Origin of the sequence: Micromonospora taraxaci (genome assembly GCF_007830095.1) — a bacterium.
GTDB lineage: Bacteria > Actinomycetota > Actinomycetes > Mycobacteriales > Micromonosporaceae > Micromonospora > Micromonospora taraxaci.
In genome coordinates this window covers 395,264-421,860 of sequence record NZ_VIWZ01000001.1, presented here as the reverse complement: position 1 = coordinate 421,860, position 26,597 = coordinate 395,264, and the positions used below count along the sequence as shown (strand labels likewise).

25 protein-coding genes are annotated in these 26,597 nt (G+C 70.6%); 18 read left to right on the top strand and 7 right to left on the bottom strand.

Annotated elements, in window-relative coordinates; all coding sequences use genetic code 11:
* Window positions 1–4: 4 nt before the first annotated feature.
* Both FHU34_RS02085 and FHU34_RS02080 read right to left on the bottom strand, forming a co-directional pair.
* Window positions 5–916, bottom strand: coding sequence for a rhomboid family intramembrane serine protease (locus FHU34_RS02085; RefSeq protein ID WP_145778440.1), 912 nt, complete (start codon window positions 914–916; stop codon window positions 5–7).
* 100 nt (window positions 917–1,016) lie between these two features.
* A complete protein-coding gene (locus FHU34_RS02080) occupies window positions 1,017–1,547 on the bottom strand; it encodes a peptidylprolyl isomerase (protein WP_145778439.1) in 531 nt (176 codons plus the stop codon).
* 84 nt (window positions 1,548–1,631) lie between these two features.
* Here FHU34_RS02080 and FHU34_RS02075 point away from each other — a divergent pair, with 84 nt between their 5' ends.
* Window positions 1,632–2,408, top strand: a complete 777-nt coding sequence (locus FHU34_RS02075) for a hypothetical protein (RefSeq protein WP_145778438.1) — start codon at window positions 1,632–1,634, stop codon at window positions 2,406–2,408.
* A 73-nt stretch (window positions 2,409–2,481) separates the two neighbouring features.
* Here the strand turns inward: FHU34_RS02075 and corA are convergent, their stop codons facing one another.
* The 4 genes from corA to FHU34_RS02055 all read right to left on the bottom strand — a co-directional run bounded on the left by corA (window position 2,482) and on the right by FHU34_RS02055 (window position 6,093).
* On the bottom strand, window positions 2,482–3,630 hold the full coding sequence (gene corA / locus FHU34_RS02070; protein WP_145778437.1) for a magnesium/cobalt transporter CorA: 1,149 nt from the start codon (window positions 3,628–3,630) through the stop codon (window positions 2,482–2,484).
* A gap of 327 nt (window positions 3,631–3,957) precedes the next feature.
* Window positions 3,958–5,052 carry an aminotransferase-like domain-containing protein gene (locus FHU34_RS02065; RefSeq protein WP_145778436.1) on the bottom strand — a complete coding sequence of 365 codons (1,095 nt, stop codon included), beginning with the start codon at window positions 5,050–5,052 and terminating at the stop codon, window positions 3,958–3,960.
* Window positions 5,053–5,158: 106 nt separating this feature from the next.
* A complete protein-coding gene (locus FHU34_RS02060; RefSeq protein WP_145778435.1) occupies window positions 5,159–5,617 on the bottom strand; it encodes an ester cyclase in 459 nt (152 codons plus the stop codon).
* Between the two features lie 83 nt (window positions 5,618–5,700).
* Entirely contained in the window at window positions 5,701–6,093 is a 393-nt protein-coding gene (locus FHU34_RS02055; RefSeq protein WP_145778434.1) for a CBS domain-containing protein, read from the bottom strand.
* 109 nt (window positions 6,094–6,202) lie between these two features.
* Here FHU34_RS02055 and FHU34_RS02050 point away from each other — a divergent pair, with 109 nt between their 5' ends.
* The 5 genes from FHU34_RS02050 to FHU34_RS02030 all read left to right on the top strand — a co-directional run bounded on the left by FHU34_RS02050 (window position 6,203) and on the right by FHU34_RS02030 (window position 9,978).
* Window positions 6,203–6,655, top strand: coding sequence for an NUDIX domain-containing protein (locus FHU34_RS02050; RefSeq protein ID WP_244311520.1), 453 nt, complete (start codon window positions 6,203–6,205; stop codon window positions 6,653–6,655).
* On the top strand, window positions 6,652–7,416 hold the full coding sequence (locus tag FHU34_RS02045; protein WP_145778432.1) for a hypothetical protein: 765 nt from the start codon (window positions 6,652–6,654) through the stop codon (window positions 7,414–7,416). The genes FHU34_RS02050 and FHU34_RS02045 overlap by 4 nt, the downstream gene beginning before the upstream one ends.
* Window positions 7,417–7,494: 78 nt before the next feature.
* Window positions 7,495–8,226, top strand: coding sequence for a phosphocholine cytidylyltransferase family protein (locus FHU34_RS02040; RefSeq protein WP_145778431.1), 732 nt, complete (start codon window positions 7,495–7,497; stop codon window positions 8,224–8,226).
* Window positions 8,214–9,281, top strand: coding sequence for an iron-containing alcohol dehydrogenase family protein (locus FHU34_RS02035; RefSeq protein WP_145778430.1), 1,068 nt, complete (start codon window positions 8,214–8,216; stop codon window positions 9,279–9,281). Before FHU34_RS02040 ends, FHU34_RS02035 begins: the two co-directional genes overlap by 13 nt.
* A complete protein-coding gene (locus tag FHU34_RS02030) occupies window positions 9,256–9,978 on the top strand; it encodes a CDP-alcohol phosphatidyltransferase family protein (protein WP_145778429.1) in 723 nt (240 codons plus the stop codon). Before FHU34_RS02035 ends, FHU34_RS02030 begins: the two co-directional genes overlap by 26 nt.
* 184 nt (window positions 9,979–10,162) lie before the next feature.
* Here FHU34_RS02030 and FHU34_RS02025 read toward each other — a convergent pair whose 3' ends face one another.
* Window positions 10,163–11,476 carry a glycosyltransferase family 4 protein gene (locus FHU34_RS02025; RefSeq protein ID WP_145778428.1) on the bottom strand — a complete coding sequence of 438 codons (1,314 nt, stop codon included), beginning with the start codon at window positions 11,474–11,476 and terminating at the stop codon, window positions 10,163–10,165.
* 24 nt (window positions 11,477–11,500) lie between these two features.
* On the opposite strand from FHU34_RS02025, the gene FHU34_RS02020 reads away from it, so the two are divergent.
* The 12 genes from FHU34_RS02020 to FHU34_RS01965 all read left to right on the top strand — a co-directional run bounded on the left by FHU34_RS02020 (window position 11,501) and on the right by FHU34_RS01965 (window position 26,570).
* The gene (locus FHU34_RS02020) at window positions 11,501–12,361 is read left to right on the top strand and encodes an Fpg/Nei family DNA glycosylase (RefSeq protein ID WP_145778427.1); all 861 of its coding nucleotides are present in this window, start codon (window positions 11,501–11,503) and stop codon (window positions 12,359–12,361) included.
* A gap of 264 nt (window positions 12,362–12,625) precedes the next feature.
* Entirely contained in the window at window positions 12,626–14,197 is a 1,572-nt protein-coding gene (locus FHU34_RS02015; RefSeq protein ID WP_167524925.1) for a sugar transferase, read from the top strand.
* Window positions 14,198–14,236: 39 nt separating this feature from the next.
* Window positions 14,237–15,463 (top strand): sensor histidine kinase, encoded by a 1,227-nt coding sequence (locus FHU34_RS02010; protein WP_145778425.1) that lies wholly within the window; start codon window positions 14,237–14,239, stop codon window positions 15,461–15,463.
* Window positions 15,464–15,486: 23 nt separating this feature from the next.
* Window positions 15,487–16,248 (top strand): LytR/AlgR family response regulator transcription factor, encoded by a 762-nt coding sequence (locus FHU34_RS02005; protein ID WP_088987132.1) that lies wholly within the window; start codon window positions 15,487–15,489, stop codon window positions 16,246–16,248.
* Between the two features lie 65 nt (window positions 16,249–16,313).
* Entirely contained in the window at window positions 16,314–16,976 is a 663-nt protein-coding gene (locus FHU34_RS02000; RefSeq protein ID WP_208744905.1) for a DUF5701 family protein, read from the top strand.
* Between the two features lie 166 nt (window positions 16,977–17,142).
* On the top strand, window positions 17,143–19,215 hold the full coding sequence (locus tag FHU34_RS01995) for a carboxypeptidase-like regulatory domain-containing protein (protein ID WP_145778423.1): 2,073 nt from the start codon (window positions 17,143–17,145) through the stop codon (window positions 19,213–19,215).
* A 168-nt stretch (window positions 19,216–19,383) separates the two neighbouring features.
* Window positions 19,384–20,061, top strand: coding sequence for a response regulator transcription factor (locus FHU34_RS01990; protein WP_145778422.1), 678 nt, complete (start codon window positions 19,384–19,386; stop codon window positions 20,059–20,061).
* Window positions 20,058–21,131 (top strand): sensor histidine kinase, encoded by a 1,074-nt coding sequence (locus FHU34_RS01985; RefSeq protein ID WP_145778421.1) that lies wholly within the window; start codon window positions 20,058–20,060, stop codon window positions 21,129–21,131. Before FHU34_RS01990 ends, FHU34_RS01985 begins: the two co-directional genes overlap by 4 nt.
* On the top strand, window positions 21,128–22,993 hold the full coding sequence (locus FHU34_RS01980; protein WP_145778420.1) for a DUF4153 domain-containing protein: 1,866 nt from the start codon (window positions 21,128–21,130) through the stop codon (window positions 22,991–22,993). Before FHU34_RS01985 ends, FHU34_RS01980 begins: the two co-directional genes overlap by 4 nt.
* Before the next feature lie 216 nt (window positions 22,994–23,209).
* Complete coding sequence (locus FHU34_RS01975; RefSeq protein WP_145778419.1) at window positions 23,210–24,400, top strand: acyltransferase family protein; 1,191 nt, start codon at window positions 23,210–23,212, stop codon at window positions 24,398–24,400.
* A gap of 111 nt (window positions 24,401–24,511) precedes the next feature.
* Entirely contained in the window at window positions 24,512–24,925 is a 414-nt protein-coding gene (locus FHU34_RS01970; RefSeq protein WP_244311519.1) for a DUF485 domain-containing protein, read from the top strand.
* Between the two features lies 1 nt (window position 24,926).
* A complete protein-coding gene (locus FHU34_RS01965) occupies window positions 24,927–26,570 on the top strand; it encodes a sodium/solute symporter (protein ID WP_145778418.1) in 1,644 nt (547 codons plus the stop codon).
* Window positions 26,571–26,597: the final 27 nt, after the last annotated feature.

The following is a 26,597-nucleotide window of genomic DNA, read 5'->3' as shown; positions in this document are numbered from 1 at the left end:
TCGGTCAGCCGAGCAGGTAGGCGGTGCGGACGAGGACCAGGCCGACCAGGGCCAGCAGGATGATCGCACCGCCGACGACCTGCACCAGCGTGCGTCGACCGCGCGGCGCGTACGCGAGCACCAGTGCCATCAGCGCACCGACCACCAGGCCGCCCAGGTGCCCGGGGATGGAGATGCCCGGCACGGTCAGGGTGAACACCAGGTTGATCACCAGGATCGGGATCACCTGGGAGACGTCCCGGCCCATCTTCCGCTCGATGATGATCAGCGCGGCGAAGAGGCCGAAGACGGCTGTCGACGCCCCGGCGGTGGCCGAGTTCTGAGCGCTGAACAGGTACGCGGCCACGTTGCCGCCGAGCCCCCCGATCAGGTAGAGCGCGCCGAAGCGCAGCGGCCCGAGGTTGGCCTCCAACGACCGGCCGAGCACCCACAGCGCCCACATGTTGAGCAGCAGGTGGATCACGCCGTAGTGCAGGAACATCGCGGTGATCAGCCGGTACCACTGGCCGTCCGCGATGCCACCGAGCGTGCCGTCGGGGAAGACCGCCAGCCCGAGCACCGACCCCCAGTTGGTCAGCGGGGTGCTGCCACCCATCAGGCCGCCGAAGCCGGAACCGCCCACCGCCGCGTCCCCACCCCGGTCCGAGGCGATGGAGAGCAGCATGAGCAGCACGTTCACGGCGATCAGGGCCTTGGTGACATAGCCGTGCCGGCCGGCCGTACCGCCACCGAAGGCGGTACGCGCCGGCCGGACACTGCGACGGCCCTCGTTGACGCACTCCGGGCACTGGTGCCCGACCGACGCCTCCCGCATGCACTCCGGGCAGATCGGCCGGTCGCAGCGGGTGCACCGGACGTAGGTCTCCCGGCCGGGGTGCCGGTAGCAGACCGGGGTCGTCGGCGGCGACTCGCTCACCGGGTCGACCCGCCGTCCACCGCCGCGCGAACCACCGACGCCGGACGGTGCGGTGCTCCGGAGCGCTCAATCATGCGAGCAAAGGTACCTCGCCGGTCGCTCAGGCAGCAGACCGCTCGATCTCGACCCGCTCGATGACGACGTCCTGCAGCGGACGGTCGCTCGGGCCGGTCGGGGTGTTCGCGATCGAGTCGACGATCTTCACCGACTGCTCGTCGGCGACCTGCCCGAAGATCGTGTGCCGGTTGTTCAGGTGGGGCGTCGGCGACACGGTGATGAAGAACTGCGAACCGTTGGTGCCCGGTCCGGCGTTCGCCATCGCCAGCAGGTAGGGCCGGTCGAAGCGCAACTCCGGGTGGAACTCGTCGGCGAACTTGTAACCCGGCCCACCCCGACCGGTGCCGGTCGGGTCGCCCATCTGGACCATGAACCCGCTGATCACCCGGTGCGAGATGGTGCCGTCGTAGTACGGCCCGCTGCCCGGCTGACCGGTGCGCGGGTCGGTGTACTCCCGGTTGCCCTCGGCCAGGTCGATGAAGTTGCGGACCGTCTTCGGAGCGTGGTTCGGGAAGAGCTCCAGCCGGATCGGGCCAGCGTTGGTGTGCAAGGTGGCGTAGACAGCCTCGGCCACGGGTACTCCTCACTCGTTGGTCAGTTCCATGCGGATCCTCCCATGTGCCCGATCTGGCATCGCGGAGGCATCCGAAGGTGGAGGATGACGAAGGAACAACTCCCAGGAGGTAGGACCGTGTTTGGATTCGGGCGGCGCAAGTCCCAGGGGCAGCTGGCGAGGGCCGAGCTGAACCAGAGCATCAGCCACCTGATGCAGGCAGCCAACCACGCCGCCACGGGCGCTGGCGCGACCGTCGGCCCGCGGGTCCAGGTGGCCCGGAGCTACGTGGCGCCGACCGCCGCGAAGGTGCGCGACCGCGCGTCGACCGGCTGGGGGACGACACTCACCACGCTGGCGCCGCTGGCGGCGGCGGCCCGTGACGGCGCCGCGCAGGCAGGGCCGCTGACCAGGAAGGCCAAGTCGAAGACCATGCGGATCACTGGTAAGAAGAAGCAGCCGCGCCGTCGCGGCTCGATGATGACCGGCCTGTTGGCGGCGGGTGCCATCGCCGGCCTGGCCGGCGCGGTCGCGCTTCGTCGCCGCCGGGAGCAGCAGGAGTGGGCCGAGTACGACCCGACCCGCACCCTGGAGCCGATGCGCGACGAGGTCGACTCGATCGAGGTGCGTACGCCGTCCGCCACCAAGGGCAGCGACGGGTCCGCCATGGCCGGCGCGGCGGGGATGACCGGCGCGGGCAGCTCGGCGGTGGCCGGCGGCACCAGCGCCAGCACCACCAGCCCGGCCAAGCAGACCGGCATCCGCCCGACCGACAAGGTCCCCTCGGTCGCCGAGGGCGCCACGAACGTCTCCGGTCGGCCGACCGACGACCTCACCAAGGCCCTGGGCAAGGACACCGCCCGCACCAACGGGCGGCGCTGACCCCGGCGATCAGGCATCGAGCGCCGGCGCGCGGATCACTCCGCGCGTCGGCGCTTCCGTGTCGCGGTCGCGGTCAGAGCCAGCCGTTGCGGCGGAACCAGCGGTAGAGAGCCAGCGAGACGCCGAGCATCAGGGCCAGGGCCACCGGATAGCCGTACGTCATCTTCAGCTCGGGCATGTTGTCGAAGTTCATGCCCTCGACGCCGGCGATGGAGGTCCAGACCGCGGCGATGGCCGCCCAGGCGGCGATCTTGCGCATGTCGTTGTTCTGGTCGACGGTGACCTGCGCCAACCGCGCCTGGAGGATCGAGTTCAGCAGGTCGTCGTAGGAGTTCACCTGCTCCACGGTGCGGCTGAGGTGGTCCTGCACGTCCCGGAAGTAGCGGCGGACCTCCTTCGGCACGTCCCGGTTGACCTGCGAGGTCAGCGTCATCAGCGGCCGCTGCAACGGCACCACCGCCCGCTTGAACTCCACCAGCTCCCGCTTCATCTGGTAGATCCGCTGGATCCGCCCGTGGCCGTGCCGGTCGAAGACCTCGGCCTCCAGCACGTCCAGGTCGTCCTCGATCTGCTCGGCCACCTCCAGGTAGAGGTCCACCACCCGGTCGGTCACCCCGTACGCCACCGCCCACGGGCCGTGCAGCAGCAGGTCCTGCTTGGTCTCCAGGTCTGCGCGGATCGGGGCGAGCCGGCAGGCGTCGCCGTGCCGGACGCTGATCACGAAGTTCGGGCCGATGAAGAGCATCACCTGGCCGGTCTCCACGACCTCGGAGTTCTCGGTCAGCTCGGCGTGCTCGCAGTACCTGGCGGTACGCAGCACCAGGAAGACGACCTCGCCGAACCGCTCCAGCTTGGGGCGCTGCTCGGCCTTGACGGCGTCCTCGACGGCGAGCTCGTGCAGACCGTAGGTCTCCGCGATGGCGGTCATCTCGGCCAGCTCCGGCTGGTGCAGGCCGAGCCAGACGAAGCCGTGCTCCTCGCGGCGGGCCGCGGTCAGAGCCTCCGCGTACGTCCAGTCGCCGGGTTGCCGCTTGCCGTCGACGTAGAGCGCGCAGTCGACGACCGAGCTGCGACCGGCGCCGGTGGGGGTCGGCGCCGGTGGCGCGCCGTCGGTGTGCAGGATCCGGGTCATCGCCCGGACCGGGGAGGGCCACGCCCGGGGTCGTAACACCCGACCGGTGGTCGACGGTGCCGTCCGGTCCCGCTCTGTCCGATCCGTCATCGCGTCACCTCCCGCGCTCAGCTGCGGCTTGCAGGCTACGCCGACTGCGGTCGAGGGAGCGTGTGACGGCGGTCGCGCAGGGGTGGTGCCGGGTGGGCCGGGCCGCATCGGGGGGTGTGCGGGAACGACACGGCCCACCCGACACCCGTGGGGGCGGGAGGTTGTGCTGCCGCGTCATCCGGGTCGTGGCCGGCCCGGGGGAGGGTCGGGCGGTGATCTCCGCGACATAACACGAATGACGCTCGCAGCATTGTGGGCCGCCGGCCGCCCGGGCGGGAGTCCCGGGACGGCCGGCATCGTCGTTCTGTCAGGAACCCGACAGTTCGTTCAGCTGCGGACGGCCTCGACAGCGTCCGCGAGACGACGGACGCCCTCGTCGATCCGATCGGCGGTCACCGCCGAGAAGGCCAGTCGAAGGGCGTGCCGCCCACCGTCCAGCACGAAGTCGCTGCCCTTGACCACGGCGACCCCACGCTCGGCAGCAGCCGGGGCGAGCCGGTCGACGAGCACGTCCTCCGGGAACTCCACCCAGAGGAAGTAGCCGCCGTCAGGCTCCACGAACCGCGCCTGCGGCAGGTGCCGGCGCAAAGACTCGGCGAGCACCCGGGCCCGCTCACCCAACGCCGCGCGTACCGTCTCGATGGAGCGGTCGATGTCACCGGAGACGCAGAACTGGTGCACGATCGCCTGGGACACCATCCCCGGCGAGATGTAGAGACTCGTCGCGTTCTTGGCGATGTCGGCGATCAGGTCCGCCGGACCGACCAGGTATCCGACCCGGACACCCGGGCAGACCGTCTTGGTGAAGCTCGACGCGTGCACCACCACGTTGCGGGTGTCCAGCGAGAGCATCGACGGCAACGCCTCGCCACGGAAGCGGATGTCCGCGTACGGGTCGTCCTCGAAGATGGTGAACTCGTACTCGGCGGCCAGGTCGAGCAACTCCCGACGCTTCTCCAGGGAGAGCGTCATACCGGCCGGGTTCTGGTAGTTCGGGATCACGTGCGCGAGCCGGGGCCGGACCCCGGACTCCAGCAGCTTGCGCAGCTCGGCCGTGTCGAGACCGTCCGGCTGGACGGAGATGCCGTGCAGCTCACCGCCCATCCGCTGAAGGTTGAGCAGCGTCCGGTCGTACGTCGGGCGTTCCACCACCACCGCGTCGCCGGGGCGGACCAAGTGGTCGAAGAGGAACGCGTCGGCCTGGAGCGACCCGTTGGTGACCAGCACCTGATTGGTCTCGACCCCGTGCTTCTCGGCGATCCACTTTCGCAGCGGAACGTAACCGACGGAGGTGCCGTACGCCGTCACCCCCGCGGGGTCGGCGTCGAAGGCGCGGACGGCGGCGGCCTTGAGCCCCTCGACATCGACGATGTCCAGCGAGGGAGCCCCACGGGCAAAGGAGATCAACTGCTCGGCGGTCATGGATGTTGAGCGTACGGGCGGCGACGGGGCTCGCGCGGACGGCACGGCGATGTCCGCATCCTGAGCCACCGGGACGGGTGACCCGACTCCACCGGTCGGCGACAACTCAGACCGGAAGGGCGAGCGCGTCGTGGTGCGCAGCCCGGGAAAGCCCCTCAAACTGCACGCCGAGCGCATCGAGGAGTTGGCTCCAGTCGAAGTAGGAACGCCAGGCGGTGATCCGACCCTTGCGGGCCCGGACCACGTCGGCCACCTCCCAGCTCACCGTCCGACCGGTCGGCGCGACGGTGCCGTACGGCGAGTGCAGCGTGCCGGTGTGGGTGCCGGTCAGGCGCAGCTCGACGGCGGCGCCACCGCCGGTGCGGACCGCGCCAAGCGCGTCGACCCGCAGGTCCGGAAAGGCGCCGGTCCAGGTACGCAGGAGTGCGGGCAGCTCGATCGGTCGGACCGTCACGCCCGGCATGGCGTAGAACGCCTCCGGGGCGTAGAGATCCGGCAGACGGGCCACATCCCGACGCAGGAGCATGGCGTACTGCTGCTCGACCAGGCGCTCCGCGTCACGCATCGGGCCCTCCCCTGCGGGTGACGGTCTCTCCGCGCCCGCAAGGGATGCTTACCCGTCGATCCGACCGGCCACACCTCACCCGGTCAGGTCGTCGCGACGGCCTGGCTCTCCGCCCACACCCGCATGATGTCCCGGACCGAGATCACCCCGGCCACCTCCCGACCGTCCAGCACCACCAGGTGCCGGAAACCGCCCCGGGCCATCGCCGCAGCGGCCTCGGCCACCGTCCACTCCGGCCCGGCGTAGACGACGTCCCAGGTCAGGTGGGCCCCGGTGCGTTCCACGTCACAGTCCAGGCCCGCGCCGACAGCCTTCAAGACATCGCGTTCGGTCATGATCCCGACTCCCTCGGAATCCGGGTCGATCACGACCGCCGACCCGACACCGCGGGCCGACATCATCCGGGCCGCCTGGCGGAGCGTGTGCTCCGGGCCGACGACGAGAACCTGGCTGGACATGGCATCCCGTACCTGCATCACACATCACTCCCTTGGGACGGTGGCATCCGGTAGGAACATGGTCGTCGGTGGATGTTTCCGGGACAAGGCCGCGCCTTGGCACAACACGAACGCTCGCTACTGTCGGATGGTGTCCACCGAGCCCCTGCGCTGCGCCGGCGCGCTGATCGTCGACCACGACGGCCGCATCTTCTTCCAGCGACGCTCACCCCACCGACGCCTCTTCCCCAACTGTTGGGACATCGTCGGCGGCCACGTGGAACCCGGCGAGGACATCGACACGGCGCTCCGCCGGGAGATCACCGAGGAGACCGGCTGGTTCCTCTCGCACGTCCTCGACCAGGTGGGCGAGTACACCTACGTGGGCGACGACGGCCTGACCCGGACCGAGTACGACTTCCTGGTCCGCGTCGACGGCGACCTCGACCACCCGAGGCTGGAGGCCGGCAAGCACACCGAGTACCGCTGGCTCGCCGAACACGAGCTGTCCGTCCTGGACGAGCACCGGGACGTCAACGACGGGCTGATCCGGCGTATCGCGGACGAGGGTTTCGCCGCCCTGCGTTCGACAGGTTTGTGAACAGCGTCGAGCTGGCCCCACACCGGATCGCCGGGCTGCTCGCTCCGGCCGTGGACCGGGTCTTCCGGGCCGGCATGCTGGCCGGTCGCGACGGTGGCGGCGCCGTTCTGGCCCAGAGGTACGGCGGGATGGCCGCGGCCGGATTCCTGGTCGACCTGCGCACCCGGCTGGCCGCACCCGGCGGCCGGGTCGACGGGCCGGGGTTCGCCGCTGTCACCCGGTACCAGGACCCGGTCGCCTGCCGCCGGGCAGTGGACAAACAGGTGGCGTACGGGATGCTCCAGCGCAGCGCGGACGGCACGCTCTCCGCCAGCGAGCGCGGAGCGGCCTTCCTCAGCGAGCTGTACCAGGTACACGCCGACGTCACCGAGGAACTGTGGGCCGGACACGACGAGCGGGTGTCCCGGATGGTGGCGGCGCTCGGCCGGCTGCTGTCCTACGCCCTGGTGCTGGCCGAGGAGGGCGACGACGGAGGCTCCGCCTTCACCGCGATGGCGCCCCCGTACGAGCCGGACGGCACTCCGTCGGGCGTGCTGCTGCTCAACCGGCTCGGCACGCTGCGCTACCACCGGGCCGACGCGCACGCCGCCGCCTGGGCCGCCGCTGGGCACACCGCGGCCAGCGTCGCCACCCTGCCGGCCGGTCCCGAACGGACAGCGATCGAGCTGGAGACCGACCGACGGGCCGCCGGCCCGTACGCGGCCCTCGGGTCGGAGGAGCGACTGACCCTGCTCGCCGACCTCGCGGCGTTACCCGGCTGACCGGTTGACCAGAGCGGGCCGACCGACCGGCGCTATCCTCCACCGATGACGGGCAGCAGGACGAGGGAGGATGTCGCGATGATCGGAATGGTGCTCGCGGCCGGAGCGGGACGCCGGCTGCGTCCGTACACCGACACCCTGCCGAAGGCGTTGGTGCCGGTGGACGGCGAGACCACGATCCTCGACATCGCGCTGGGTAACCTCGCCGAGGTCGGGCTCACCGACGTCGTGATCGTGGTCGGCTACGCGGCGGACGCGGTCCGGGAGCGGCAGGCCGACCTGGAGAAGAAGTACGGGGTCACGATCACCCTGGTGCACAACGACAAGGCCGAGGAGTGGAACAACGCCTACTCGCTCTGGCTGGCCCGTGAGTACTTCGCGCGTGGGGTTCTGCTGGTCAACGGGGACACCGTGCACCCGGTGAGCGTGGAGAAGACCCTGCTCGCCGAACGCGGACCGGGCATCCTGCTCGCTGTGGACACCCTCAAGCCGCTGGCCGAGGAGGAGATGAAGACCACCTTCGACGCCGCCGGCCAGCTCACCCGGATTACCAAGATCATGGACCCGGGCGAGGCGTACGGCGAGTACATCGGCGCCACGCTGATCGAGCCGCAGGTCGCCGACGCCCTCGCCGACGCGTTGGAGGCGACCTGGCGACGGGACCCGAACCTCTACTACGAGGACGGCTACCAGGAGTTCTCCGACCGGGGCGGGGAGGTGCGGGCCGCACCGATCGGTGACGTCCCGTGGGTCGAGGTCGACAACCACGCCGACCTGGCCCGCGCGCGGGAGATCGCGTGCCGCTACTAGCGCGGAGCGTCCTCACCCCGCTGCACATCGACGTACGACGTGGGGCTGTCGCCGATCTGGCCACGATCCTGGCCGACGGGCGGATCTCCTCCGGCGGTGACGTAGCGGTGGTGGTCGGTCCAGGCCAGGGTGCCCAGATCGCGGAGCTGATCCGGCCGTCACTGCGGACCGCCGACGTGTTCACCGTTACCGGGGGCACGTTGGACGCCGCCGACGACCTCGGCGGCAAGCTCCGCGCCAGGTCGTACGACGCGGTCGTGGGCATCGGCGGCGGCAAGACCATCGACGTGGCCAAGTACGCGGCCACCCGTCGAGGGCTGCCGATGGTGTCGGTGGCCACCAGCCTCGCCAACGACGGGATCGCCTCCCCGGTGGCCAGCCTGATCACCGACGGGATCAAGGGCTCCTACGGGGTGCACATCCCGATCGCGGTGATCGTCGACCTGGACTTCGTGGAGAGCGGCCCGGACCGACACAACCGGGCCGGCATCGGTGACGTGGTCAGCAACATCAGCGCGCTGGCCGACTGGGAGCTGTCCCGCCAGGTACGCGGCGAGCCGGTCGACGGGCTGGCCGCCTCTCTCTCGCGGGCGGGCGCCGAGGCGGTCCTCAACCATCCGGGCGACATGACGGACGACGCGTTCGTCACCGTGCTGGCCGAGGCGCTGATCTCCAGCGGCCTGGCGATGGCTGTCGACGGCACCAGCCGCCCGTGCAGCGGCGGCTGCCACGAGATCATGCACGCGGTCGACTCGCTCTTCCCCGGCACCGCCTCACACGGCGAGCTGGCCGGCCTGGGCGCGCTGTTCTGTACCTGGCTGCGCGGAGATCTGCGCCGCTTCGGGGAGATGTCGGCCTGCCTGACCCGGCACGGGCTGCCCCGGCTCCCCGCCGAGGTGGCGCTCACCGACGACCAGTTCGTCGAGGCGGTGCAGTTCGCGCCGCGTACCCGACCGGACCGGTACACCATCCTCGAACACCTGGCGCTGTCGCCTACCGAGACGCGGGAGCGGCTGGCAGACTACGCCGGTGCAATCCGCGACCAGCTTGGCTGACCCCCGTCCCACCGTCGCCGACTTCCACCGGGTGAACCGGGGCGGCGGCCTGTTCAGCGAGTCGATCAGCCAGTGGCTGGGTGCCGTCTTCGCGCTGGTCGCCCAGCGTCTCGGGCTGCGCCCGACCGCGTTGACCCTCGCCAACCTGGTGCTCGGGCTGGCCACCTCGGTCACCGTGGTGGCGCTCGCCGGCCCGGTCGCCGACGGAGACGTACCGGCCTGGGTGGTCGGCCTGCTCGCCCTGATCGGCTGGGAGGTGGCGTACTCCCTGGACTGCGCCGACGGGCAGCTCGCCCGGGTGACCGGCCAGGGCAGCCCGGCGGGCGCCCGGATCGACATCCTCTGCGACGTGGCCGCGCAGATCGCGCTGGTCGCCGCGCTGGCCGCCACCGCTGTGGCACAGGAGTCGTCCACCCCGACCTGGCTGGTGGCGACCTTCGCGGGCACCTGGATGGTCAACCTGGTGACGTCGGTGATGCAATCCGGCCCGAACGCCGCCAGCATGGTCACCTCGACCTCCCTGCCGGTCCGCCTGGTGAAGCTGGTCCGCGACTACGGCGCGGTGGTCTTCGTGGCCGCCCTGGTGCTGGCCGTGGCACCCGCTCTGGTCCTCTGGGTGATGGTCGCGTTCACCATCGTCAACGGCGGCTTCCTGCTGGCGAGCATCGCCTTCTCCGCCCGCGCCTCCCTGCGCTGACCCACCCCGCGCCAGCTCCGCCCGCCTCGCGCGCCGCCCGCAAGATCCGCGCAACTTCCCCGAAGTTGCTGCTTCCAGCGCCTGGGAAGCCCCAACATCCCTGATGTTGTGTGGATCTTCGGATCGAGCGGGATCTTGACCAGGTACGGCCGCCCGGCGCGGGGCGCCGCCGAGCGGGACGAGGTCAGGCGCGGGTGGAGGTGCGGGCCAGGCCCGCGTACACGTCGATGAGCTGCTTGGTGACCACGTCGGGGTGGAAGGTGCGCTCGTAGCGGGCCCGAGCGCCCGCTGCCAGCCCGGGCGCGCCGGCCCGGGCGACCGGCAGGGCAGCGGCCAGCGCGGCCGGCTCCGGGGCGACGACCCAGCCGGCGTCGCCAAGACCGATCCCGGCCGGCATGGGCGACTCGCCACCGGCCACCCGGGGAGCGACCAGCGAGGCGACCTCCGACGTGACCGGCGAGGCGACGGCGGAGGCGTTCTCGGCCGGGCCGGTGCCGGCGGGCTCGTGCGGGGCGTCGGCCCCGACCAGGTACGGGATTCCGCCGAGCGCCGTGCCGAGCACCGGCCGACCACTGGCCAACGCCTCGAGGATCACGGTCGGCAGCACGTCGTGCCACATGGAGGCGGCGATCACCACCGCGCTCGCCTCGACCGCTGCCCGCACCCCGGCCCGGTCGATCTGACCGAGGTAGACCACGTCGGATCGCTCGGCGGCGGCGGACTCCACGAGCGGGCGCAGCTCACCGTCGCCGGCCACGCGCAGCGTGCCCAGCGCACCCACCGGGTGCCGACGCCAGGCGTCCAGCAGCAGGTCAAGGCCCTTCTCCGGGGAGAGCCGGGCCATGTAGAGGAACCCGTCACCGAGCGGCGACGGCTGGCCCGGGTCGGGCACCGAGTTCGGCTTCACCACGATGCGTTCGTCCGGAATGCCGTAGTCCCGGAGGTGGTCGGCGATCGCCGAGGTGAGCGCGACGTACCGGTCCACCGAACGCCAGGTGCCCCGGTGTACGGCCAGGGTGGTCGCCATCAGGGCACTCTGGGCCGCCGAATCGCGGTAGCAGCGGTGCTTGATCGCCGGCACCCCCAGCGCCCGGCCCTTGCAGTCCTGGCAGATCACCCCGTCGCGGAAGTAGATCCCCGAGGAGCAGACCTGCCGGTAGTTGTGCACCGTCTGCACGACCGGCACGCCGTGACGGTGCGCGGTCCGCACCACCCAGGGCGACAGCAGGGGGTACGGGTTGTGCAGGTGCAGGACGTCCGGTCGGTGCTCGGTGAGCAGTCGACTCAGGTCGTGCTGGGCGCGCGGAGCCCAGATCGGCGAGATCGGCAGCAGCGCCTTAGCCGCCTTCGACATCGACGGGATCTCGTCCGAACTGCGGATGAACGGCAGCACCTCGACGCCTGCGGCGGTGAGCTGGGCGATCTCCGAGTCGACGATGATGTTCTCGCCGGAGGGCTGTGCTTCCCGGTACCGGTTGTGCGCCACCACGATTCTCACGGGAAAGAAGGCTACCGTTGGCTGGTGCCCGAACTACCGGAGGTTGAGGCGCTCGCGGGTTACCTGCGGCAGCGCGCGGTGGGGCGGCGTGTCGACCGGCTGGAGATCGCCGCGATCAGCGCCCTGAAGACGTACGAACCGGCACCGACCGCCGTCGCTGGTCGGGCGGTGGTCGATGCCGGCCGGCACGGCAAGTTCCTCGACGTGCTGTTTGAGGGGGACCTGCACCTCGTGGTGCACCTGGCCCGGGCGGGCTGGCTGCACTACCGGGAGGCGTTCCCGGCCACCACTCCGCTGCGGCCCGGCAAGGGCCCGATCGCGCTGCGCGTACGCCTGGACGACGGCTCCGGCTTCGACCTCACCGAGGCCGGCACCCAGAAGAAGCTGGCCGCTTACCTGGTCACCGACGTGTCGGCGGTGCCCGGGGTGGCCAAACTGGGCCCGGACGCGCTCGCTGCGGACCTGCCCACCTTCGCGGAGCGGTTGCGGAGCCGGCGGGGGCAGGTCAAGGGGGTGCTGACCGACCAGTCGGTGCTGTCCGGGGTGGGCAACGCGTACTCCGACGAGATCCTGCACGCCGCGAAGCTGTCTCCGTTCGCGATCACCGATCGGCTCACCGACGCCCAGATCGCCACCCTGCACGCGGCCACCCGGCAGGTGCTCGGCGACGCGGTCGAGCGGTCCCTGGGTCAGCGGGCGGCGGAGTTGAAGGGCGAGAAGCGCTCGGGGTTGAAGGTGCACGCCCGCACCGGGCTGCCCTGCCCGGTGTGCGGGGACACCGTGCGGGAGGTGTCGTTTGCCGATTCGAGCCTCCAGTACTGCCCGACCTGTCAGACCGGCGGAAAACCCCTCGCTGACCGACGGTTGTCCCGTCTCGTACGGTGAGTAATTCCACTTGGCGACTACGGAGCGGAATCGGCCTTCCTGAGCGGAAGCTCCGGTCCGCCGTTCTCGCCACGCGCGCATCCATCGGTATAGTGGCCCGGTCCCCGGCTTCTGAAATGGTGCGGAGCCGGCCAGATCCCGCCGGCACCATCGATCGCCAATCTCCCTCGGGGCGGCGACCGGTCGGAGCCCGCGTGGGAGACTGGGACGGTGGGCGACCCGGGCCCTCACGCCGAGTGAGCGGCCCGTGTCATGCGGGAGGACATGGGTGAGGTGACGGCAAGCCTCCAGCGCCCGGTAACCAACGAAGGCCGGAGCAGACTCGTGCGGCACGTCGACAGCTTCGAGATCCAGCCGCCGACGCCGCCGTCACACAACGGCGTCCCTCGGTCGGCGTGGACCAGGGCTCGACGCCGTGTCTCCCGTTGGCACCGCCCCTACATCGCCATCCTGCTGCTGCTCGACTTCGGCGCGGCGGCGTTTGCCAGCTGGATCGCGATCCAGCTCTTCGATCAGGCTGCCTCCGGGTTCAGCGGCACCAACCAGGATCCGACCTGGTTCCACACGATCTCCTACCTGCTGCTTCCGCTCGGCTGGGTGGTGATCCTCTGGAGCAACCGGGCGTACGACCGGCGCTACCTGGGGCTCGGCCCGGACGAGTTCAAGCGGGTGATCCGGGCCGCGGTGACGGTGGCCGCGAGTGTCTCGTTCCTCGCCTTCGCCACCAAGACCGCGTTGTCCCGTTGGACGGTCGGCACGGCCCTGCTCGGCGCCCTGCTGTTGATCCTGTGGGGCCGGTTCGTGGCCCGCTGGGCGCTGCACTACATCCGGCGTCGGGCCGGCCAGGCCGCCCACCGGATGGTGCTGGTCGGCACCCTGCCGGAGTGCCTGGAGGTCTACGCGGCGGTCACCCGCAGCCCGGCCGCCGGGCTGGTGCCCGTCGCCATCCACATCACCGACGGCTACGCGGCGGCCCGGGGAATGCCGACCCCGGTTCCGGTGTACGCCGGCCGCGACGTCCTGGCCCTGGTCCGCGAGGTCGGCGGGGACACCATCGCCGTCTGCGGGTCGGCCAGCGCCGAGCCGGGCGAGCTGCGCCGGCTGGCCTGGCAGTTGGAGGGCTCCGGCGTCGACCTGGTCGTCGCACCGCAGCTGACCGACATCGCCGGGCCCCGGGTGCACATCCGGCCGATCGAGGGTCTGCCGCTGCTGCACGTCGAGGAGCCGACCCTCTCCGGTCCCGCGCTGCTGGCCAAGAACCTGATGGACCGGGTCGCCGCCGGCCTCGGTCTGCTGCTGCTGATCCCGCTCTTCGTGGTGATCGCCGTAGCGATCAAGATCTCCGACCGGGGGCCGGTGTTCTTCCGCCAGCCTCGGGTGGGGCACGAGGGACGCACGTTCCGGGTGTGGAAGTTCAGGACCATGTACGTCGACGCCGAGGATCGGCTGGCCAGCCTCGTCGACCGCAACGAGACCGACGGCATGTTGTTCAAGATGAAGCAGGACCCCCGGGTCTTCCCGGTCGGCGGCTTCCTGCGTGCCTCGTCGATGGACGAGCTGCCGCAGCTGATCAACGTGCTCTGGGGTGAGATGTCGCTGGTCGGGCCCCGCCCGTTGCCGGCCGACGACGGCGACTTCCTGGGCGACGTACGCCGCCGCCTGCTGGTCCGCCCCGGCATGACCGGGCTGTGGCAGGTCTCCGGCCGCTCCGACCTGTCCTGGGACGAGTCGGTCCGACTGGACCTCTACTACGTCGACAACTGGTCGTTGGCGTACGACCTGAGCATTCTGTGGCGCACCGTCGGGGTGGTGCTCGCTCGAAAGGGCGCGTACTAGGGGCTTGGCGGGCCGGCCCGCAGGGGCAAGGATCGCTGCGTGGGTGCCAACCTCTCCGCCGTGGTCGGCGTCGTGTCGCTCGTCACCGCGCTGACGGCGGCGCTGTTGGCGGTGCTGCGGCTGCGCGCCCGCCGTGGCATCGCCACCGCCACCCAGCGGGCCACCTACGAGGTGCTGCACACCGCTGGTCTGGCCGCCGAGCCGCTGCGTGCGGGGCTGAGCGAGGCGGGCGCCGCGAAGGCCGTACGCCATCTGCGGGCCCTGGTGGGCGCGGTCGGGCTGGCGATCACCGACACCGACCGGCTGCTGGCCCTCGACGGCCGCGGCACCCACCACGGCGAGCAGTTGCTCGCGGCGGCCGAGCGGACGGTGGACACCGGCCGCTCGACGGTGCTCGGTGAGCAGGAGTTGCACTGCGACCGGGTGGACTGCCCGATCCGTGGGGCGGTGGTCGCGCCGTTGCAGGGGGCCGACGGTCGGGTGGTCGGCGCGCTGGTGGCCGTCGCCGACAGTCCACCACCGCCGGGACTGGTGCAGGCCACCCTGGAGACGGCGCACTGGGCCGGCAACCAGCTCGCCCTGGCCGAGCTGGACTCGTCCCGGGAGCGGCTGGCCCGCGCCGAGATCCGGGCGTTGCGGGCGCAGATCAGCCCGCACTTCATCTACAACGCGCTGACCGCGATCGGCTCGTTCGTCCGCACCGATCCGGAGCGGGCCCGGGAGCTGATCCTGGAGTTCGCGGAGTTCACCAGGTACTCCTTCCGGGCGCACGGCGAGTTCACCACACTTGCCGAGGAGTTGCGCTCCATCGACCGCTACCTGACCATCGAGCGGGCCCGGTTCGGCGACCGGTTGCAGGTGCGGTTGCAGATCGCCCCGGAGGTGCTGCCGGTGACGCTGCCGTTCCTCTGCCTCCAGCCCTTGGTGGAGAACGCGGTCCGCCACGGGTTGTCCCGTAAGCCGGGCACGGGCATGGTGAGCATCGAGGCCCGGGACGCGGGCGCCGAATGCCACATCACGGTGGAGGACGACGGAGTGGGAATGGATCCGACCACGCTGACCGCCGGCATCGCCGAGCTGGCCCGCAGCACTGGCGACCCGGGCGACGACACGGGTCAGCACGTCGGTCTCTCCAACGTCGACGAGCGGCTCCGGTCGGTCTTCGGGGACCGGTTCGGCCTGGTCGTGGAGACCGGGCTGGGCTCGGGCACGAAGGTGAGCATGCGGGTGCCGAAGTTCCACCCGGGTGTACGGGCAGGGTCGTGAGCGAGCGCACCGGAACGGCCGCGGTGAACGCGTCGGGTTTCCTCCGGGTGCTGGCGGTGGACGACGAACCGCCCGCGCTCGACGAGCTGGCGTACCACCTTCGGGCCGACCCCCGGGTGGCCCGGCTGCTCACCGCCGGCGACGCGACCGAGGCGCTGCGGTTGCTCCGCGACGGCGACGTGGACGTGGTCTTCCTGGACATCCGGATGCCCGGGTTGGACGGGATGGAGTTGGCCCGGGTGCTGCGCCGCTTCGCCCGGCCGCCAGCGATCGTGTTCGTCACCGCGTACGACGACGGCGCTGTGGACGCCTTCGACCTGGGTGCCACCGACTACGTCCGCAAACCCGTCCGCGCCGACCGGTTGGCCGAGTCGTTGCGCCGGGTGATCGGTTCACGGGTGGTGCCGTCGCATCCGGCGGCGCTGGCCCGTGCCGAGGAGGACCCGACGATCCCCATCGAGTTGGCCGGCACCACACGGATGCTGCCCCGTTCGGCGGTGCGGTGGGTGGAGGCGCAGGGGGACTACGCCCGGTTGCACACAGCGGAGGGGTCACACCTGGTGCGGGTCTCGCTGGCCACGTTGGCGGAGCGCTGGGCCGACGCCGGTTTCGTCCGGGTGCACCGGTCGTACCTCGTGCAGTTGAAGTTGATCGCGGAGTTGCGGCTGGTCAACTCCGGCTATGTCGTGGTGATCGACTCGACCGAGCTGCCGGTGAGCCGACGGCACACCCGGGAGCTGAAGGACAAGCTGGTCAGGGCCGCGAAGCAGGACTGGAATCGCTGACCCGGGAATGGAACGGCGCTTACCGTACGTTGTACGCTAGTCCGTACGACTTCCGGGAGGCCGCTGTGACCGTGACCCCGTTCGACGCCGAGACCGAGTTCGACCGCCAGGTCGACCATCTGGTGCACCTGGGCTACCCGGCCCTGGCCGGGCTGTCCGAGACCGCCTTCCGGGACCTGGTCGCGCCCCTGCGAACCAGGGCGGTCGACGGCGCCGCCGGGCTGCCCGCTCCCACCGACGCGCGGGTGCCGTTCCTGCTGGTGATCACCCGGGACCTGGTCGGGGTGCCGGAACGGCTGGGGCTCACCACGCTCGCCGGGAAGCGCAAGCCCGGCGTTCTCGACCGGAACTACGCCGAGGACGACCTCCCGCGCTTCGACCCGATCAAGGAGTTGGAGGTGCCGGCCGGGCCTGCCTACCTGCTCTTCGACGTGGACCGGGGCGAGGAGTTCCGCAACCTGGCCCCGGCAACCGCCATCGAGGGGATGACGGCCCAAGGTCGGCTGCCGCTCACCATCGACGAAGGGCTGGCGTTCGTCACGCTGCACCCGGCCTCGTTGGCGAGCAACAGGTGCTTCTCACTCGTCGGTTCCCGGTGTGGCGACAAGCGGGTGCCGGCGCTCTGGATCAGCCAGGGGGCACCGAAGCTGGGCTGGTGCTGGTACGGCAACCCGCACACCTGGCTCGGCTCCGCCTCGGCCCGCCCGGAGCGCGTCGGCCTGGAGTGACCGTCCGCTGAGGAGGGATGGCCGGCCGCGCGATTCCGCCCGACCGGCCCTCCCGGCTGACATAGCCGATGGCCTACTCTCCGAGTGCCGATTCCGTTACGGGGCGCAGGGTCGGTGTGGGCGGAGCCTGCTCAGGCCGCCCCGCCACCCTCACGTGGGGAAATCCATGAAGCTGTTCCCAGCCCGCCGCGCCCTGCTGGCCGGTGCCCTCGTGGCGGCACTCTTGCTGCCCGGTGCCACACCGGCACAGGCCGCGGCAACGGGTGCCATCAGCGGACGATTGATCACCAGCACCGGCACACCCGCCGCCGAGGTCCAAGTGCTGGTCTACGAGACTGATAGCTGGAACTACGTCGACGACACCAGCACCAACGCCGACGGCAACTACACCTTCTCCGGGTTGCCCGCAGGCTCGTACCTGGTGGGCTACTTCCCGCTCGAGCAACCTGGGCAGTATTACCGCCAGCATTCGACGATCTGGGACGCCACCCCGGTGACCGTCACCGCCGGTGGCACCGCAAGGGCCGACGATCAGCTCTTCAGCACGGGCACCATCAGCGGCCAGATCGTCAACGCCGCAGGTGACCCGTTGCCCGACCTGGCCATCGACGCCCGAGAGGTCGACACGGACGCCTTGGCCGGGGGTCGCACGGACGACCAGGGTCGGTTCACCTTCGTCACGCGGCCGGGCCGCTACATCCTGAGCCTCCAGCCGATCCAGGGCTCCGACCAGGTGCAGTACGTGCCCGGCACGACCGACCGGGAGAGCGCCAGAGTCTTCGACGTGAAAACGGACGAGACGACCGTAGTGAACGAGACGGCGCTGATGGCGGGCGGCCTCAGCGGCCGCTTCACCACTGCCGCCGGTGCCCCGCTCGCCGACGCCCAGGTCATCGTCAGCGCCACCACCGGTGCCAGCGCGGCCTACCTGCAGACCGACGCGAACGGTGAGTTCAGCGCGCAAATGCTCCCGGGCTCCTACATCGTCGGCCTGTTCGCCGGTGACCGGCAGCAGTACTACCGCGGCAAGTTGACGTCCGAGGAAGCCGACCACATCGAGGTGCGGGGCGGTCAGCAGACGACGATCACGGACTCACTGCTGGGCACCGGCTCGGTCACCCTGCAGGCGGTCGACTCGGTCACCGGCGTGCCCATCGCCGACTTCTGCGCCCAGTCGGTGTGCAGCAACGGCACGGGGACGGTGACCGTCACCGACCTGCCGCAGGGCCGCCACACCCTCTACCTGGACGCACCGGACCGGCTCCACTTCTCCCGCGAGGTGACCGGGGTGCGGGTGAAGGCGAACGGCGACACCAAGCTGACCGTGAAGATGCGGCCCGGGGCGCTCATCAGCACCACCATCGTCGACCGACAGAGCGGCGCACCGGTGGCGGACATCTGCCTGGACACCTTCCTGGCGAAGCAGGCGTCGCTCCGGGACGGCTACGGCGACTGCAGCGACCGCAACGGCAAGATCCAGGTGGGACCACTCGCCGCCGGCAACTACAAGCTCCTCGCGGTGCCGCTTAGCGACACGTACGGCCGCCAGTGGGTCGGTGCCGACGGCGGCACCGGCGACGAGCGGCAGGCAGTGGCAGTCGCCGCGACCGTTGGCCAGGTCGTCACCGGGCCGCAGGTCAAGATGGACCGGGCCGGCACGATCACCGGCACGGTCACCGACCCGACGGGGCAGCCGGTGCCGAACGCGGGCGTGTCGGTGCTGACCGCTGACCCCGGTGTCGGCGCCCAGGACGCCACCACCGACGAGCACGGCGTCTACACGCTCAAGCGGCTTGGCCCGTACGCGTGGCCGCTGGTGGTCGGCGCCAACCCGTACGCCAGCGAGTGGTCCGGCGACAAGACCGACCGGTTCACCGCCACTCCGGTGACGGTGACAGCTGGGGCGGCAGCGACCTACAGCGCCCAACTCGACCAGGGCACCGAGCTGACCGGCACCTTCCGCACGCCGGACGGCACCGCGTTCGACAGTGGGTTCGTCATCGCGCGCAGCGTCGACACCGGTGACGTCGCCGGCAGTGGCTGGATCAGCGAGGGGCAGTTCAGCATGCGCCTCAAGGGCCCGCAGCGGATCTTCTTCACCTACAACGCGTCGCTCGGCGACAGGTACTTCGACGGCCGCTACCTAGTCACCCAACCGGACGGCACCCGCAAGCTGGAGCGGTTCACCGTCCCTGCCAGCGGCAGCATGTCCGTCGGTCTGGTCGTAGCGACCAGCTGACGTATTCGCGTGGCGGGGTCGGTGGCGGTGTCCACCGGCCCCGCTTCGGCGTTCGTGAAGGCCAACCGGCATCCTCGCCCCGGTTATCCACAGGCGTGAGCCGTTCTCCACAGGTTATTCACAACGCCACCCACTGATCTCCACGGCGGCTCCCTACAGTCAGGACCCATGACGCAACGTCGGGTACTGGTGGTCGAGGACGAACGGACCATCGCCGAATCCATCGCGGCTCGACTCAGGGCCGAGGGTTTCACGGTGGAGATCGCCGCGGACGGGCCCAGCGCCGTCGCGCAGTTCCACGCCGGACAGCCGGACCTCGTCGTCCTCGACGTGATGCTGCCCGGCTTCGACGGCCTGGAGGTGTGCCGTCGGATCCAGACCGACCGGCCGGTCCCGGTGCTGATGCTCACCGCCCGCGACGACGAGACGGACCTGCTGGTGGGGCTCGCGGTCGGCGCGGACGACTACCTCACCAAACCGTTCTCCATGCGGGAGTTGGCCGCACGGGTGCATGTTCTGCTGCGCCGGGTGGATCGGGCCGCCGCTCCCGTACCGCCCGCCATCCGCATCGGCGACATCGAGATCAACGAGGCCGAACGGCGAGTCCGCCTCGGCGGTGCTGACATACACCTCACCCCGACCGAGTTCGACCTGCTGGTCCACCTCGCCGGGCGTCCCCGCACGGTGCTGCCGCGAGAGCGACTGCTCGCCGAGGTCTGGGGATGGGCCGACGGGAGCGGCACCCGCACTGTGGACAGTCACATCAAGGCTCTACGCCGCAAGCTCGGTGCCGACCTGATCCGGACCGTCCACGGCGTCGGCTACGCCCTGGACCTTCCCGCGTGACCGGCCAACTCGTGGACTGGCTGGATCGGGCACTGCCCCGCCCGCTGGATCCGGTCCGCTCGATCAAGATGAAACTCGGCGTTCTGCTGGTCGCTTCCTGGGCCGTGGCCATCGGCTACTTCTGGTACGGCATCGGTTGGCTCCCGCCGGGCACGGCGGTCACCAGCATCTGCATCGGTCTTGTCACCTCGCAGGTGCTCGCCCACGGGATGACCTCGCCGCTGCGCGAGATGACGGCGGCAGCCGGCGCGATGGCCCGGGGCGACTACACGCGACGGGTACGCGCCACCTCCCGGGACGAGGTCGGCGAGCTGGCTCAGGCCTTCAACAAGATGGCCGAGGACCTGCACGCCGCGGACCAGCGCCGACGTGAGTTGATCGCCAACGTCTCACACGAGCTGCGTACGCCGATCACCGCGTTGCAGGGCGTGCTGGAGAACATGGTCGACGGGGTGGCCGACCCCGAGCCGGCGGCGCTGCGCTCGGCGTTGGGCCAGACCGAACGGCTCGGGCACCTCGTCGCGGACCTGCTCGACCTGTCCCGTCTCGACGCCGGCGTGGTGCCGTTACGGCGGGTACGGACCGACGTGGGGGACTTCCTCGACGAGGCGGTGGAGCACGCCACCGCGAACGCGTCCGGTGCCGGCCTGGACGTGCATTTCGAACTCCGTGACCTGCCGGCGCCGGTGACGGTGAACGCGGACCCGTGGCGGCTGCACCAGGTCTTCGCGAACCTGCTCGACAACGCGGCGCGGCACAGCCCGCCCGGCGGCTTCGTCCGGGTCAGCGCCGCAGAAGACGGCGACCACCTCCGCTTCGAGGTGAGCGACGAGGGCCAGGGCATCCCGCCGGCCGAGCGGTCCCGGGTCTTCGAGCGGTTCACCCGCGGCGACCGGTCGGCCGGGGGCGGAACGGGTCTCGGTCTGGCGATCGCGCGATGGGTCGTCGAGCTGCACGGCGGCCGGATCGCCGTCCTCGACCCCATCGGCCCGCACCGGGACGACCGGCCCGGTTGCCGCATCCAGGTCACCATCCCGAACAACGGTTCCCACCGAGAAGAGGCCGCATGACCAGCCCTGGCAGCGTTCCCGTTCCGGCCCCCGGGCCGACCGGAGCGCAGGTCCCCCCGACCGTCAGACCTGGCCCGACCGCACCGCCGACCGCCGGTCAGCTCCAGCCCTGGCCGCCCGCGCCGGTCCTGCCGAGGCCGCCGTCGTTCACCGAGCGGCGTTGGCCGGGGCCGTCCGGTGCGGCTCGACCGCTGGTCCTGGCCGCACTGACGGCGGCGACCGTCGTCGGCGCGTCCGCGCTCACCGTCGTTCGCCCCGGCCTCGGCTGGCTGGTGGCGGCGCTGGCCGGCGTCACCGCCCTCGGCGTCGCCGCCGTCGCCGCCGGCACCAGCACCGCCGTCGCCGGCACCAACGCCACCAGCACCGCCGTCGCCACGGCCACCGGCACCACCGCCCCGACCGTTACCGCCTCTCCCACCACGCCGGGACCGACAAGCCCTCCGACGGCTGCCACGACACCGGAACCGACAGGTCCCACGACAGCCACGACGCCATCGGAACCGAAGAGCCCCGCGACGACGTCCGCCGTCAAACCGGCCGCGTCGACTGCGGCGACCGCCGCCCGTCCCGGTGCCACGGGGGCACCGGGGCGGGCGCCACAGGTCGCCTGGGCTGTCGCGACGATCGCGTTGGTCGCCGTCGGCACGGTTCGGGCGGCCGGCTGGCTCTTCGCCCTCTGCCTGCTCGCGGCCGTGGTCACCGGGACGCTGGCGCTGACCGGCGGGCGAAGCCCACTCGGAATGCTGATCGCCGCTACCCTGCCCCCGGCCGCGACGGTACGGGCGCTCCCCTGGGCCGTACGCGGGCTGCAGGGCGGGCGGTCACGCAGCTCGGATGCTCCGATCGGGCGCATCCTGACCAGCCTGGCGCTCTCCGCCGGTCTGCTGATGCTGTTCGGTCTGCTCTTCTCCTCCGCCGACGCTGTCTTCGCCGACCTGGTCACCGGCCTGCTGCCCGACGTCTCGTCGGTAGGTGTGGTCGACTGGTTGGTGCGGCTGCTGCTGATCGGCGGGGGCCTGCTCGGGGGCGCCTTCCTGGTGAGCCGCCCACCCGACCTGGAGGGCCTACGCCCGAAACAACCCCGCACGGCGCACCGACTGGAGTGGACCCTCCCGCTGGGAATGCTCGTCGCCCTGTTCAGCGTGTTCGTGCTGGTCCAGCTGACAGTGTTGTTCGGTGGTGCCGGGCACGTGCTGCGTACGGCCGGACTCACCTACGCCGAGTACGCCCGTGGCGGGTTCTGGCAACTGCTCGCCGTCACCGCGCTCACCCTCCTGGTGATCGCCGTTGCCGCCCGCCGCGCGCCGAAGGCAACCCGGGCGGACCGTCTGCTGGTGCGCGTACTGCTGGGTGCGCTCACCGCGCTCAGCCTGGTGATCGTCGCCTCGGCGCTCTACCGGATGCAGGTCTACGCCGACGCGTACGGCGCTACCCGGCTACGGCTCGTCGTGGCGACCATCGAGCTGTGGCTCGGGCTGCTCTTCGTACTGGTCGGAGTGGCTGTGGTGCGCTTGCGGGCGGACTGGCTGCCCCGGTTGGTGATCGGCACGGCGGTGCTGGCGCTGCTCGGCCTGGCCCTGGTCAACCCGGACCGGTTGATCGCCGAGCGGAACGTCGACAGGTACCTGCAGACCGGCCGGCTGGACGTCGGTTACCTGTCCGGGCTGTCGGCGGACGCCGTACCGGCACTGGTCCGATTGCCCGAGCCGGTACGCGTCTGCGCGCTGGGGCAGATCGCCGCCGAACTGCCCCGGGACGGGGTCTGGGAGACGAACCTCGGCCGGGAACGGGCGCGACGGATGATTGAAACGATTCCGCTGATCGGCAGCGAGGCACCCTGTCTCGAGCTGCAGCGATGGTGAGCGCAGCCGTCTGACGATCCCGCACCCCCTTCAGGTTGTCGAGCGGGGTGAGTGAGACCGGTCGCGGCCGGTGCCCGGGAGGCATGCCTCCTCGGCCGAAGAGCTGCCGCGCGCTATCCGGCAGACGGTCGCCTGGCGGTATTCCACCTCCCCGCGCACGACGAAACGACCGTTGTAGGATCGCTCCCCGCAACGTCGCGCCACAACGGGGGATCAATGTCGTCAAGTACTGCAAATCGCTACAGTCCGCCGTCGAATAGAGAATCGGCCGAAACCGAAGAATCGGTCGTACGGGAGGCCCCGGGGCGATCGTCACAGGATCGGAAGCCGCGCCTTTACGTGGTGGACTTGTTACGCTTCGGAGCTGCGGGGCTCGTGTTGAGCTATCACCTCTTTCGGCTCGATATCTGGAACGCGGTCGAATCCAGCGCCGGAAACCCCTGGCTCCAGGCGCTGGGAAAGGTCTCGGACTACGGCTGGATGGGCGTAGAGCTGTTTTTCATGATCAGCGGATTCGTCATCTGCATGAGCAGCTGGGGCAGGTGTCTGGGCGATTTCTTCATATCCCGGACGACCCGCCTGCTTCCGGCCTACGTGTTCGCGGTCCTCCTCACCGCCGCCCTGCTGTTCACCTTCCGAGACGGAGGCGGTAACGAACCGCCACTGACGACGGTCCTGGGCAACCTGACCATGATCCAGGGGCTTCTCGGAATTCCGCTTCTGGATCACTCGTACTGGACGCTGATGGTGGAACTCATGTTCTACCTGTGCTTCGCGGTCCTCGTCTTCTTCGGACTCACGTACAAGCGGGTCCTGGCGTTCTGCATCCTCTATACGGCGATTTCGCTGATCGCTCAGGCGAGCAAGGAGGACTTCCTGATCGTTCTCACGCGGCCGGACTACACGTCCTTCTTCGTGTTCGGCGTGATCCTGTATCTCATGTACCAATTTGGCAGCAGCCTCCTTCTGACGGGAATCCTCACGGGCTCCGGCATCCTCTGCGCGATCTCGTTGAGCCACCACGTAGACGAACACATTGCTGTCGGAGAACGAGTGAACTTCGCCATGGCCCTCCCAATCATGTGCGGATTCTTCGTTGTCATGATCGCTGTCGCCAAAGGTTGGCTGAATTGGATTCAGGCACCCGTGCTGGTAACGGTGGGCGCACTCACCTACCCGCTCTATCTGTTGCATCAGACGAACGGTCACATCGTCATCAGGTTGTTTCGGGACGACGTTCCTGCCTGGCTGCTGCTCACATGTCTCGTCTCAGGCCTGCTAGTGCTCTCCTACGGCATCCACGCACTCATCGAGAAGCCCGTCGGAAGCGCCATGCGGCGCAGCCTACGAGCCAACTTCGCACAAATCCGTGCCGCTGAGCCGAAATCTGTCGAGAGCCCCCGTTAGTCATGAACCGTTCTCCACAGGTTGTGCACAAAACCAAGGCACCGACCCATCTGCACGACGCCGGTGAGCGCCAGCGCTTGACAATCGCGCACGGCGGGCGAGACTGCCGGGGTGGCCGAGCAAATCCCTGACGTGGGGTCGGGCGGTGCGGTACCGCCGCCCCGGCGGGCCCGGATCGTGCTGGCCGAGATCACCAGGCAGGACAGCCGCGCCGAGCGGACCCGCGCCGAGTTGGCCCAGCAGACCCAGGTCGGTGAGGCACTGGTCCGCGGCCTGGTCCGTGCTCAACTCGCGTTGGCGCTGCGGCTCTCACTGGTGGTGGTCATCGGGTTGGGCGGGTTGCCGTGGTTGTTCGCCATCGCGCCCTCGCTCGGCCGGACCACCGTCGCCGGTGTCAACCTGCCGTGGCTGCTGCTCGGTGTGGCCTCCTTCCCGTTCCTGATCGCGGTGGGCTGGGCGTACGTGCGGCTCGCCGAACGCAACGAGCAGGACTTCACCGACCTGGTGCAACGGCCGGAGCACTGAGGTGGGCAACGATTTCGTGGTGCCGGCCATCGTGGCGGTCACCCTGGTCACCGTCGGGATCGGCTTCTACGGGCTCCGGTTGGCCCGGACCACGTCCGACTTCCTGGTCGCGTCACGGGCGATCAGCCCGACGTGGAACGCCGCCGCGATCGGCGGGGAGTACCTGTCGGCGGCGAGCTTCCTCGGCATCGCCGGGCTGGTCCTCAAGTACGGCGTGGACGTGCTCTGGTATCCGGTCGGGTTCGCCGCCGGGTACCTGGCCCTGCTGCTCTTCGTGGCGGCACCGCTGCGCCGGTCCGGCGCGTTCACACTGCCCGACTTCTGCGAGCTGCGGCTCGGGTCGCGCCGGCTACGGATCCTGGCCACCGCCTTCGTGATCTTCATCGGCTGGCTGTACCTGGTGCCGCAGCTCCAGGGGGCCGGACTCACCCTGGCCACGGTCGCCGGCTCCCCGTACCCACTCGGTGCCCTGCTCGTGGCCGCCGTTGTCACGGCGAACGTGGCGCTGGGCGGGATGCGGGCCATCACCTTCGTGCAGGCGTTCCAGTACTGGCTCAAGCTGACCGCGCTCGCCGTACCCGTGATCTTCCTGGCCCTGCAGTGGCAGGCCGACGGCCGCCCGGCGGTGACTCCGCCCGACGGGCCGACGTTCCGGGCCGCGACCACCGTCGTGGTCGAGCACCGCGCGACCCTCACCCTGCCCGACGGCGACATCCGGGAGGTACGCCCCGGCGACGAGCTGACCTTCGCGGCCGGCGACCGGGTGCCGGAGGTGTCCGGGGTGGCCACCGAGGCGAACGACTGGCTGCTGCCCAGCGCCGCGGGGGACGACGACCGAGGGCTCTTCGCCACGTACTCGCTGATCCTCGCCACGTTCCTGGGCACCATGGGCCTGCCGCACGTGCTGGTCCGCTTCTACACGAACCCGGACGGTGCGGCGGCCCGCCGGACCACACTGGTCGTGCTGGCCCTGGTCGGCGCCTTCTACCTGCTCCCCACCCTCTACGGGGTGCTCGGCCGGATCTACACGCCGCAGTTGCTGGTCAGCGGGCAGACCGACGCGGTGGTGGTGTTGCTGCCCGGCGCGACCCTCGGTGACGGCACGGTTGGCCGGCTGCTCGCCGCGCTGGTCTCGGCTGGCGCGTTCGCGGCGTTCCTCTCCACCTCGTCCGGGCTGCTGACCAGCGTCGCCGGGGTGATCTCGACGGATGTGCTCGGCCGAGGCTCGGTACGCGGCTTCCGGCTGGCCACGGTGATCGCCGGAGCGGTGCCGACGGTGTTGGCGTTGCACGTCTCCGGGATGGACGTGTCGCAGGTGGTCGGGCTGGCCTTCGCGGTAGCCGCGTCGAGTTTCTGCCCGCTGCTGGTGCTCGGCATCTGGTGGCGTGGCCTGACCGACCTGGGTGCCGCCGCCGGGGTGCTGGTCGGCGGCGGGGCGGCGATCGGGGCGGTGCTGGTCACCGTGCTCGGTCCGCCGTTGTCCGGTTGGCCGGCCACGCTCACCACGCAGCCGGCCGCCTGGACGGTGCCGCTGGCGTTCACGGTGATGGTCGCGGTGTCGATGGCGACCCGTCGGCGGGCACCAGCCGACGTCGCGGCCACCATGCTCCGCCTGCACACCCCCGAAGCCCTCCGCATGCAGTGACCTGATCCAGGTGCCGTTCAAGGGCTG

What these genes read in the sequence shown, in the direction of transcription:
- FHU34_RS01995 (WP_145778423.1), top strand. Translation starts at nt 17,143, where the DNA reads ATGAAGCTGTTCCCAGCCCGCCGCGCCCTGCTGGCCGGTGCCCTCGTG.
- FHU34_RS01980 (WP_145778420.1), top strand. Translation starts at nt 21,128, where the DNA reads ATGACCAGCCCTGGCAGCGTTCCCGTTCCGGCCCCCGGGCCGACCGGA.
- FHU34_RS02050 (WP_244311520.1), top strand. Translation starts at nt 6,203, where the DNA reads ATGGTGTCCACCGAGCCCCTGCGCTGCGCCGGCGCGCTGATCGTCGAC.
- corA (WP_145778437.1), bottom strand. Translation starts at nt 3,630, where the DNA reads ATGACGGATCGGACAGAGCGGGACCGGACGGCACCGTCGACCACCGGT.
- FHU34_RS02065 (WP_145778436.1), bottom strand. Translation starts at nt 5,052, where the DNA reads ATGACCGCCGAGCAGTTGATCTCCTTTGCCCGTGGGGCTCCCTCGCTG.
- FHU34_RS01975 (WP_145778419.1), top strand. Translation starts at nt 23,210, where the DNA reads ATGTCGTCAAGTACTGCAAATCGCTACAGTCCGCCGTCGAATAGAGAA.
- FHU34_RS02060 (WP_145778435.1), bottom strand. Translation starts at nt 5,617, where the DNA reads ATGCGTGACGCGGAGCGCCTGGTCGAGCAGCAGTACGCCATGCTCCTG.
- FHU34_RS02040 (WP_145778431.1), top strand. Translation starts at nt 7,495, where the DNA reads ATGATCGGAATGGTGCTCGCGGCCGGAGCGGGACGCCGGCTGCGTCCG.
- FHU34_RS02075 (WP_145778438.1), top strand. Translation starts at nt 1,632, where the DNA reads ATGACGAAGGAACAACTCCCAGGAGGTAGGACCGTGTTTGGATTCGGG.
- FHU34_RS01990 (WP_145778422.1), top strand. Translation starts at nt 19,384, where the DNA reads ATGACGCAACGTCGGGTACTGGTGGTCGAGGACGAACGGACCATCGCC.
- FHU34_RS02015 (WP_167524925.1), top strand. Translation starts at nt 12,626, where the DNA reads ATGGGTGAGGTGACGGCAAGCCTCCAGCGCCCGGTAACCAACGAAGGC.
- FHU34_RS02055 (WP_145778434.1), bottom strand. Translation starts at nt 6,093, where the DNA reads ATGCAGGTACGGGATGCCATGTCCAGCCAGGTTCTCGTCGTCGGCCCG.